At 66.2% G+C, this 9,545-nt stretch carries 13 protein-coding genes; 11 read left to right on the top strand and 2 right to left on the bottom strand.

The features are described from left to right. The 6 genes from DM995_RS13280 to DM995_RS13255 form a co-directional block, all read left to right on the top strand. A partial coding sequence (locus DM995_RS13280) for a Rieske (2Fe-2S) protein (RefSeq protein ID WP_232824383.1) occupies positions 1-408 on the top strand: 408 nt, incomplete at its 5' end. Then, entirely contained in the window at positions 405-1,169 is a 765-nt protein-coding gene (locus DM995_RS13275; RefSeq protein ID WP_157973204.1) for an SDR family NAD(P)-dependent oxidoreductase, read from the top strand. The genes DM995_RS13280 and DM995_RS13275, both read left to right, overlap by 4 nt. A gap of 199 nt (positions 1,170-1,368) precedes the next feature. After that, positions 1,369-2,121 (top strand): SDR family NAD(P)-dependent oxidoreductase, encoded by a 753-nt coding sequence (locus DM995_RS13270; RefSeq protein WP_157973203.1) that lies wholly within the window; start codon positions 1,369-1,371, stop codon positions 2,119-2,121. 38 nt (positions 2,122-2,159) lie between these two features. Continuing rightward, positions 2,160-3,173: an NADP-dependent oxidoreductase gene (locus DM995_RS13265; RefSeq protein ID WP_116969728.1), complete on the top strand. Its 1,014-nt coding sequence runs from the start codon at positions 2,160-2,162 to the stop codon at positions 3,171-3,173. A gap of 2 nt (positions 3,174-3,175) precedes the next feature. Beyond that, the gene (locus tag DM995_RS13260) at positions 3,176-3,937 is read left to right on the top strand and encodes a ThuA domain-containing protein (protein WP_232824382.1); all 762 of its coding nucleotides are present in this window, start codon (positions 3,176-3,178) and stop codon (positions 3,935-3,937) included. A gap of 25 nt (positions 3,938-3,962) precedes the next feature. After that, positions 3,963-4,685, top strand: a complete 723-nt coding sequence (locus DM995_RS13255) for an SDR family NAD(P)-dependent oxidoreductase (RefSeq protein ID WP_116969726.1) — start codon at positions 3,963-3,965, stop codon at positions 4,683-4,685. Positions 4,686-4,700: 15 nt separating this feature from the next. Here the strand turns inward: DM995_RS13255 and DM995_RS13250 are convergent, their stop codons facing one another. Then, entirely contained in the window at positions 4,701-5,006 is a 306-nt protein-coding gene (locus DM995_RS13250) for a type II toxin-antitoxin system RelE/ParE family toxin (RefSeq protein ID WP_116969725.1), read from the bottom strand. Further along, positions 5,007-5,252, bottom strand: a complete 246-nt coding sequence (locus DM995_RS13245) for a type II toxin-antitoxin system ParD family antitoxin (protein WP_116969724.1) — start codon at positions 5,250-5,252, stop codon at positions 5,007-5,009. Positions 5,253-5,422: 170 nt separating this feature from the next. Here DM995_RS13245 and DM995_RS13240 point away from each other — a divergent pair, with 170 nt between their 5' ends. From DM995_RS13240 to DM995_RS13220, 5 genes are all read left to right on the top strand, one after another. Then, entirely contained in the window at positions 5,423-6,661 is a 1,239-nt protein-coding gene (locus DM995_RS13240; RefSeq protein WP_116969723.1) for a cytochrome P450, read from the top strand. Continuing rightward, a complete protein-coding gene (locus DM995_RS13235; protein ID WP_116969722.1) occupies positions 6,658-7,749 on the top strand; it encodes an acyl-CoA dehydrogenase family protein in 1,092 nt (363 codons plus the stop codon). The genes DM995_RS13240 and DM995_RS13235 overlap by 4 nt, the downstream gene beginning before the upstream one ends. After that, on the top strand, positions 7,746-8,138 hold the full coding sequence (locus DM995_RS13230; protein ID WP_116969721.1) for a Zn-ribbon domain-containing OB-fold protein: 393 nt from the start codon (positions 7,746-7,748) through the stop codon (positions 8,136-8,138). The genes DM995_RS13235 and DM995_RS13230 overlap by 4 nt, the downstream gene beginning before the upstream one ends. 58 nt (positions 8,139-8,196) lie before the next feature. Then, entirely contained in the window at positions 8,197-9,342 is a 1,146-nt protein-coding gene (locus tag DM995_RS13225) for a thiolase family protein (protein ID WP_023838512.1), read from the top strand. Between the two features lie 3 nt (positions 9,343-9,345). Further along, a partial coding sequence (locus DM995_RS13220; RefSeq protein WP_116969720.1) for an SDR family NAD(P)-dependent oxidoreductase occupies positions 9,346-9,545 on the top strand: 200 nt, incomplete at its 3' end.

The raw sequence follows: 9,545 nt of genomic DNA, 5'->3' as shown, positions 1-9,545 counted from the left end.
TGCATGCTGCACAAAACGGGAGGTGCCGGGTGCCATGTCGGCAGGCATGATGGGCGAGGATTGAAAAGCCATCATGATGCCGGCATCACTGAGCCCATGGCTTTCACCCCCATCACGCCTGCCGACATGGCACCCGGCACCTCCCGTTTTGTGCAGCATGCAGGTGCAGCATTTCTGGTCGTGCGCGACGCCGATGGCACGCTGCATGCGCTCGACGGGTTGTGCAGCCACGCGCTTCTGCCGCTCGAAGGCGCGCGGGTACGGCGCGGGCATGTCCTGTGCCCGCACCATGGTGCACGCTTCGAGATCGCCACCGGTGCCGCGAAAGGACCGCCCGCGCATTGCGGCCTTCGCACATGGCCGGTGCGGGAGAAGGACGGGATGATCGAACTGGACCTGAGCGCATGACATTCGACGTGAAGGACAAGGTGGTGCTGGTGACCGGCGCGGCCTCGGGCATCGGCGCCGCGACCGCGTGGCTGGCGGCGGCGCGCGGCGCGAAGGTGATCGCGACCGATGTGGACGGCGAACTCATTCAGGGCGTCGCTGCCGATTGCCAGTGTATCGGGCTGAAGCACGACGTCACCTCGCCCGAGGACTGGGACAATGCGATCGCGGCCGCGGTGCATCATCATGGCCGGCTCGACGCGCTGGTGAGCAATGCGGGGATCGTCAATTACGAGCCGATCATCGACCTCGACCTCGCACGCTTCCGCACGCTGACCCAGGTGCATGTCGAAGGCAGCTTTCTGGGCGTGCAAAAGGCGGTGGCGCAGATGCGCGCGCAGGCGCGGGGTGCCCCCGCGACGGGCAGCATTGTGCTCACCGCCTCGGTCATGGCCAATTGCGCGGCGCCGGGCATTTCCGCCTATGCCGTGGCCAAGGCGGCAATGGCCAACATGGCGCGCGCGGTCGGCGTGGAGCTGGGCCGCAAGGGCGACATGATCCGCGTCAACGCGCTCTGCCCAGGCCCCACCCGCACGCCGCTGCTCGAAGGCGCGATGCCGCCGGGCGCGATGGACGATCCCGCGCACTGGACCGACGTGCCGCTGGGCGTGCCGCAGGAGCCAGAGGACATGGCCGAGACCATCCTGTTCCTGATCAGCGACGAGAGCTCTTTCATGACCGCCACGCAGATGGTGGTCGATGGCGGGTGGAGTCTGACGTGATGCTGGCAGCAGGCATGAACCCAAATCCGTTTGTCCCGAGCGTGTCGAGGGACGTGATCGCCAACCTCTCGTGTACATCCCTCGACTTCCCGGCAGAGCCGGGAAGTTCATCCCGAGCGGCTGGCTTGCCAGCCAGCCGAGGGGCTCGGGACAAACGGGGGTGGTTGATGGCGCTTCCTTTTCAATGGGGGACCGGCGCATGACCAAGACCGCCATCGTTACCGGCGCGACCTCGGGCATCGGGCGCGCGACGGCCCTCCGCCTCGTGAGGGCAGGCTTCCACATCATCGCCACCGGGCGCAATCCGGAGCGCGGCGCGGAGACCGTGCGCCAGGTCGAGGCGGCGGGCGGCAGCGGCGAGTTCCACAGCTTCGACGTGACCTCGGAAAGCGACTGGGCCGCGTTCGCCGACGCGGTGACCGCGAGACACGCATCGGTCGATGCGCTGATCAATTCCGCCGGGTCGTTCTTCACCAAAGCGCTGCCCGATACCTCGCTCGACGATTTCCGCGAGCTGTGGACCGCCGATGTCGAAAGCGTGGTGCTGGGCACCAAATACGGCTTTCGCATGATGCGCGATACCAGGAGCGCGGGTTCGATCGTCAACATCTCGTCTCTCGCCGGGCTGATCGGGCTGGAGGACTGCGCCGCCTATTGCGCGGCCAAGGCGGCGGTGACGCATTTCAGCCGGGTCGCCGCATTGGAAGGCGCGCAGATGAACCCCAAGGTGCGCGTCAATTCGCTCAACCCCGGCGTGATCTACACCGAGATGATCACGCATACCTATGGTGACAATGATGCGGTCAAGGCATTCGTGATGGACGGCAATGCGCTGCAGCGCGTCGGCACAGCCGAGGACATTGCCAGCGCCGCCACCTTTCTCGCCTGCTCCGCCTCGCGCATGGTCACCGGCACCGCCATGCTGGTCGATGGCGGTCGCGGCGCGGACTGAATTTCCTCACTTTCGCTTTCCCACGGAGACGCATCGCCATGACCAGCAACCGCCAGTTCATCCTCAAGCGCCGCCCCAATGGCACGCCTGCGGCCGAGGATTTCGCGCTCGAAACCAGCGCGCTGCCCGCACTGGAGGACGGCCAGTTCCTGATCCGCAACCATTATGCCTCGCTCGATCCGGCGCAGCGCGGCTGGATGTCCGATGCGGACAGCTACATGCCGCCGATCCCGCTCGGCGCGCCGGTGCGCGCGACCACGATCGGCGTGGTCGAGGACAGCCGGGCGGAGGGCTTTGCCAAGGGCCAATGGGTGATGGGGCTGAACGCGATCGAGGACTATTCGGTCGGCACGCTGGGCGGCTTTACCCAGCCGATCGATCCGCACGCGGTGCCGCAGGTGACCAACTATCTCTCGCTGTTCGGCGCGGTCGGGATGACCGCCTATTTCGGCTTTCTCGACGTGTGCGAACCCAAGCCGGGCGATGTCGTTCTGGTGACGGGCGCCGCCGGTGCCGTCGGATCGCTGGTCGGGCAGATCGCCAGGATCCTGGGCTGCACCGCGATCGGCATCGCCGGGGGCGCGGAGAAATGCGCGCGGCTGACCGAACGCTATGGCTTCGACCATGCGATCGACTATCGCGGCAAGGATATGGCCGCGCTCGATGCGGCAATCCGCGCGGTCGCGCCCGATGGCGTCGATGTGATCTTCGAGAATGTCGGCGGCGATATTCTCGACGCGGGCCTCATGAACCTCAAGCACGGCGCGCGGATCGGACTTTGCGGGCTGATCAGCGAGTATAACGCGCCAGAGCCTGTCGGCGCGCGCAATCTGTGGCAGTTGATCGTCCACCGCGCCTCGATCCGGGGCCTGCTCGTCGCCGATTATGTTGCGCGCTTTGCCGAGGGCGGCGCGAAAATGGGCGAATGGGCCGCGGCCGGAAAACTGATCGTCGACGAGCATGTCGACGAGGGGCTCGACAACGCGCTGCCCGCTTTCCTGCGGCTGTTTGAGGGGTCGAACCAGGGCAAGATGATCCTGAAGATCGCCTGAGCGTGCGGCACCTGCTGGTCCTGTCGGGCGGCCATCCCTATGAGGCCGAGCCCTTTGCCGCGCTGCTCGGCAGCCTGCAGGGTTGGCGCGTGGAGCATCTGGTGCACCCCGAGGCCGAAGCGCTGGTCGCCGATGGCGCGGCGGAGCAGGCCGATGCGTTGCTGTTCTACGACATGCCCGGCTTCACCTTTGCCGACGGCACGGTGACGACGCGCCCGCCATCGCCGGGCTTCGTCGCTGCGATCGAGGCGCATTTCGCGCGCGGCGGGGGCGCGGTCGCGATGCACCACGCGCTGGCCGGATGGGCGGACTGGCCCGATTGGGCCGAAATGCTGGGCGGCAAGTTCCTCTATCGGTGCGAGACGCTGCGCGGACGCCAATGCCTCGATTCGGGCTATCGGCACGATGTCGATTATGATGCGGTGGTGCTGGCGGACCATCCCGTTACGCGCGGTCTGCCCGCCCGTTTCGCGATGTGCGACGAGCTCTATCTCGCCGAGATTTTCGCCGAGGACGTCACTCCGCTGATCGCAGCGGACCATGCGTTTGCTGCGCACAATTTCTACTCTGCCGCGCATGCCGTGGCCGGCCGGATGTTCGACGATTCGGACTGGCCGCACCCGCCCGGCAGCGCGTTGCTCGCATGGACGAAGCCGGTTGGCGCGGGGCACCTCGTGTACCTGCAATTCGGCGATGGCCCTGCGGCCTATGCCCATCCGCATGTGCAGCGCGTGCTGGCCAATGCGCTGGATTACGTTACATGAGACCGTATTGGGGGGAAGGACAGACATGAGCAGGCTCAAGGGACGCAAGGCGCTGGTGACGGGCGCCGCATCGGGGATCGGCGCGGCGACGGTATCGCGGTTGCTCGCCGATGGCGCGACGGTGCTGGCGTGCGACATCAGCGGCGAAGGCATGGCAGGCACATTCAACCACGTCGCCAATCTCGCCAACCCGGAGGCGATCGCGCTGCTCGCCGCCGCAGCCGAAAGCCAGCTCGGCGGGCTCGACATCCTGGTGAACAATGCCGGCGTCTGCCCGGTCGGCACGCTCGAGGACCTGACCGACGATCAATGGCAGTTCGGGCTCGACGTCAACCTGCTCGCACCCGCGCGACTCGCCAAGGCGTGCCTTTCGCTGCTCAAGGCCTCGCAGGCAGGGCGCGTGATCAACACCGGATCGATCCTGTCGCGCTATGGCGATGCCGGGCTCGGCGCCTATGCCGCGTCGAAGCACGCGATCCTGGGCTTCACCCGATCGCTGGCGATGGAGCTGGGACCGTTCGGCATCACGGCCAATTGCGTGCAACCCGGCTGTATCGTCACCGGCATGACGCGCGGCATGCTGGAGAACGGTGCCGCGGCCGAATATTATCGCGAGAAGTCGGCGCTCAAGCGGCTGGGCCAGCCCGAGGACATTGCCGATGTCATCGCCTTTCTCGCCAGCGACGATGCGCGCTTCATCACTGGCCAGGGCATCATCGCCGATGGCGGCGTGATGACGCACAGCTGAGCGTAATGGCGGTCGTCAGTCACTGTCGAAATGGCTGACGACATCGCGGCTGGCGTGGAGGATGTTGGCTATCTCCACGCTCTCGTCGCCGTATCGGAAGAAGATGATATACCCATGGGCGGCGACACTGCGCAGCCCGAGTGCCAAGTCGCTACGATCCGATCCCAGCGTTCCGGGTAGTGAAGCCAGATGCGAGCACCTGGCGCGCAGTTTTTCGACAAAGCGCAGTCCCGTAGGCAGATGGCGGGACTCCAGGGTGATATACCTGAGTATCTCGACGAGATCGTCTGTCGCAGCGTCAAGATAGATGAGTGTTCGCACCTAATATCCTTGTGCCTTGAGCTCCTGCGCTACTGTTTCCAGGCGCCGATCCACATCATCATCAGTGTTCTCGCCACCGCGTGCAAGCGAAGTTTCGATCGTCTCGCGCAGAGCCGCGAGCTTGGCCTCGCGCTCCTCAACCAGGCGCAGGCCTTCGCGGATCACCTCGCTCGCCGAGGCATAGCGCCCGGTCTTGAGCAGCGCCTCGACATAACCTTCCCAGCGTTCACCGATCGATACGTTCATCGCAATCGCTCCTTCTGCCTGAGTCAGGCCAGGCTACAATAATAACATAAAATGCGCAATTTTCGTTATTCCAGCTTGCAAACCCTGCCCTAGCATTTTCGCGTATCGCAGGCCCAGCCCGCTGCGGGCTATGACGGTTTCATGGCAAATCAGCACCATGGGAGCAGGGCATGACGGTGGCGGCGGAGCAGAAGAGCTTTTTCCATCCCGATGTGCTGGTCGATCCCTTCACCTTCTATCAGGAGCATCTGGCGGTCGACCCGGTCTATCATGACCGGGCCAGTGGCCTGTATCTGGTGCTGAGCCACAAGCTCGTGAGCGAGGCGACATCGCGGACGGACGAGTTCTCCAACAATTTCCAGGCAGTGCTTTCGGGCGCGCGGTCCGAGGACCCCGAGGTCAAGGCGATCCTCGATAAGGGCTGGCCGCAGGTCGATACGCTGCTCACCGCCGATCCGCCGGTGCACACGCGCTTTCGCAAGCTGGTGAACCTCGCCTTTTCCGCGCCGCGCGTGAACAAGCTCGAGGCGCATATCCGCGAGATCGCGCGCGACCTGATCGACAGCATGCTGGCGAAGGACGACATCGAGTTCGTGCGCGATTTCGCCATGCCGCTACCGATCCGGATGATCTCCGAACAGCTCGGCCTGACGCACGAGGCGCCGTCGACGATCAAGCGCTGGACCGATGCCTTTGTCGACCGGCTGGGCGGCATGGTGCCGAAGGAGCGCGAGCTGCAATGCGCGCGCGAGGTGGTCGAATTCCAGCACGCGATCAAGGCGCAGATGGACCAGCGCCGCGCCAACCCCACCGACGATCTGCTGTCCGATCTGGTCCATGCCCAGATCGATGGCGAGCGCCCGCTCGACGATGGCGAGTTGCTCTCGATCGTGCAGCAATTGCTCGTCGCGGGCAACGAGACGACCACCGCCACGCTCGCCGAGGGCATCATCCTGCTAGCACGCAATCCGGCCGAGCTCGCCAAGGCCAAGGCGGACCCCAGGATCATCCCCAACATGGTCGAGGAAATGCTGCGCCTGGCCAGCGCCTCGTCGGGCATCTGGCGGGTGATGAAGCAGGATGCCGAATTGGGCGGGGTCACCCTGCCCAAGGGCGCGATGGTGATGATGCGCTATGCCGCGGCCAATCGCGATCCCGACCGCTATGACGAGCCCGACCGATTCCTCGCCGACCGGGCCAATGCCCGCACGCATCTCGCGTTCGGGCGCGGCATCCACATGTGCGTCGGCAACATGCTTAGCCGCAAGGAAATGACCGTCGCGTTCGAGGAGCTGCTGCCGCGCATTGCAGGCATCACGCTGACCGACGAGGCGGCAATCGCCTACCCCCCCAACATGATGTTGCGCGGTCCCGTCACCGTGCCCGTCCGTTTCGAGCAACACGCATGAATTTCGATTATGACGAGAACCACCTGCTCTACCGCGCCTCGATCGAGCGGTTTCTGGAGGGCAGCGATATTGCCGCGCGCAAGGCGCAACGCGCCCAGCCCGGCGGCATCGACCGGGCACGCTGGCAGGCCATGGCAGAGCTAGGCCTGACCGCTATGGCGCTGAGCGAGGAGAGGGGCGGATTGGGAAGCAGCCTGCTCGATCTGGTCGCCGTGGGCGAGAGCTTCGGCCAGCGTATCTCGTCGGACAACTGGCTGGAAAATGCGGTTCTGCCGGTGCTGCTGGCAGGATCAGGCCTCGCTCAGGACGAAACGCTGATCGACGCGCTCGCCTCGGGCGAGGCGATCGCCGCGCTGGCGCTGTTCGAGCCCGATGCGCGGCATGCCACGCTGCCGCGCGGTACCACGGCAAAACCGACCGCAACCGGCTTTGTGCTGCAGGGCGAAAAAACCTTCGTGCTGGGCGGCATGGCGGCGGACTGTCTGCTCATCAGCGCCGCGACCGATGGCGGCCCCGCGCTGTTCCTGGTCGCCGCGGATGCGCCCGGCGTGCACCGCCGCGGCTATCGCGTCATCGACGGAAACGAGGCGGCAGAGATCCGTCTGCTGGGCTGCGAGGTGCGGGCCGAAGCGCGGCTGTCGCTCGACTGGGAGGCGGTCGAGGCCGCGCTGACGACCGCGCGGCTGGTCGCAGCCGCCGAGATGGCCGGCCTCGCCCAGCGGCTGTTCGACGACACGCTCGCCTATGTCCGCCAGCGCGAGCAGTTCGGCCAGCCGATCGGGCGGTTCCAGGCGATCCAGCACCGGATGGTCGAGGCCTATGCGCGGGTCGATCAGGCCAGGAGCGCGTTGATCGCGGCGGTGACGTCGGGTGATCCGCAGGACATTGCGGGGATGAAGGCCGTGGTCGCCGAGGCCGCGCTCGCCATCGGGCGCGAGGCGATCCAGCTGCACGGCGGCATGGGCACCACCGACGAGCTCGAGATCGGCCATGCGCACAAGCGCGTGCTGCTGCTCTCGCAATGGCTGGGCGATCCGGCGAGCGGGCTCGACACCTATGCCCAGGCCGCGATGAGGGTTGCAGCATGAGCGGCGTGCTTCCCGTCGCCGAGGGTCTGTGGACCGACGAGGCCCAGCCGCGCCTGATCGGCGGTCGCCATGGGCAGACCGGGGAGATCGTCTTCCCGATGCCCGAGGGCGATGCCGCGCAGCATTACGACCCGGTTCCGCTCTCGCGCACCGGCACGCTCTGGTCGTGGACCAGCCAGGATTTCCGCCCGAAATCGCCACCTTATGCGGGACCGGAGGCGTTCGTCCCCTTCCTGCTCGGCTATGTCGAGCTTCCCGGCGAGGTGATCGTCGAAACCCGGATCGAGGGGGCGAGCCTGGCGGAGCTGACACTCGGCATGCCGATGGAGCTGGTGCTGACCGAGTTCGCGCCGGGGCGGACCACGTTCGCGTTCAGGCCTTGCGCATGAACGGCCCCATCCCCTTCCGTTTGTCCGGAACGCAGAAAAGTTTGAGAGTGCCCAATCCATGACCCAAGTCCAGATCATAGGCGCAGGCATCCACCCGTTCGGACGCACCGATGGCCGGTCGGGGCGCGACCAGGGCGTGTTCGCAGTGCGCCAGGCGCTGGCCGATGCAGGGCTTGCATGGACCGATATCGAATGCGCCTATGGCGGCTCGGATTCCGCGGGCAATGCCGATATCATGGTCAACGAGCTCGGGCTGACGGGTCTGCCCTTCATCAACGTCTCGAACGGCTGCGCCACCGGCGGCAGCGCGCTCGCCTCGGCGCGCAATGCCGTTGCCTCGGGCCAGTGCGACATCGCGCTCGCGGTGGGCTTCGACAAGCACCCGCGCGGCGCGTTCAACGCCAAGCCCGGCGACTGGGGCCTGCCCGAATGGTATGGCGAAACCGGCATGATGCTGACCACGCAGTTCTTCGCGCTCAAGATCCAGCGTTACATGCAGCTGCACGGCATCAGCCGCGAGACGCTGGGCAAGGTCGCGGAAAAGGCGTTCCGCAATGGCACCTTGTGCGACCATGCCTGGCGGCGCTCGCCGGTCGATCTCGACACCATCCTCAACGCGCCGATGGTCAACGATCCGCTGACCAAATACATGTTCTGCTCGCCTGCCGAAGGCGCGGTCGCGCTGATCATCGCGTCGGAAAAGAAAGCGCGCGAGCTGGGCGCCGACGGGGTGAAGATCGCCAGCATCGCGGTGCGCACCCGCCCACCCGGATCGTTCGAGGTGTTCGCGCCCGCGATCAGCGTCGATCGCGGCGGCAAGCCGACCGAACTCGCGAGCCAGGCGGCGTACGAGGCGGCGGGCATCGGTCCCGAGGACATCGATGTCGCGCAGCTGCAGGACACCGAATCGGGCGCGGAGATCATGCACATGGCCGAGAACGGCTTCTGTCAGGATGGCGAGCAGGAGCAGTGGTTTGCCGAAGGCCGCACCGAGCTGAACGGCCAGCTGCCGGTCAATACCGATGGCGGATGCCTCGCCTGCGGCGAGCCGATTGGCGCGTCGGGGCTGCGCCAGGTCTATGAAAACACCGTGCAGCTGCGCGGGCGCGGCGGCGCGCGGCAGGTGCCCGGCAACCCGAAGACCGCGTACAGCCATGTCTATGGCGCGCCCGGCCTGTCCGCCGTCGCGATACTGGAGCGCTGAACCATGAACGCACGTGGGGGCATGATGCAGGGCAAGGTCGCGCTGATATCGGGCGGAGCGGAAGGCATTGGCGGCGCGACCGGACGGCGGATCGTCGAGGAAGGCGGCAGCGTCGTGCTCGCCGACGTGCAGTTCGACAAGGCCAAGGCTTTGGCCTCGGAACTCGGCGAGCGCGCGATGGCGGTCTCGCTCGACGTGCGCGA

The sequence above is a fragment of the Blastomonas sp. UPD001 genome, assembly GCF_003426715.1.
In the GTDB taxonomy this organism is placed as follows: Bacteria; Pseudomonadota; Alphaproteobacteria; order Sphingomonadales; family Sphingomonadaceae; genus Blastomonas.
Note: the sequence above shows the minus strand (reverse complement) of the source record. Positions and strands in the feature narration are given on the sequence as shown.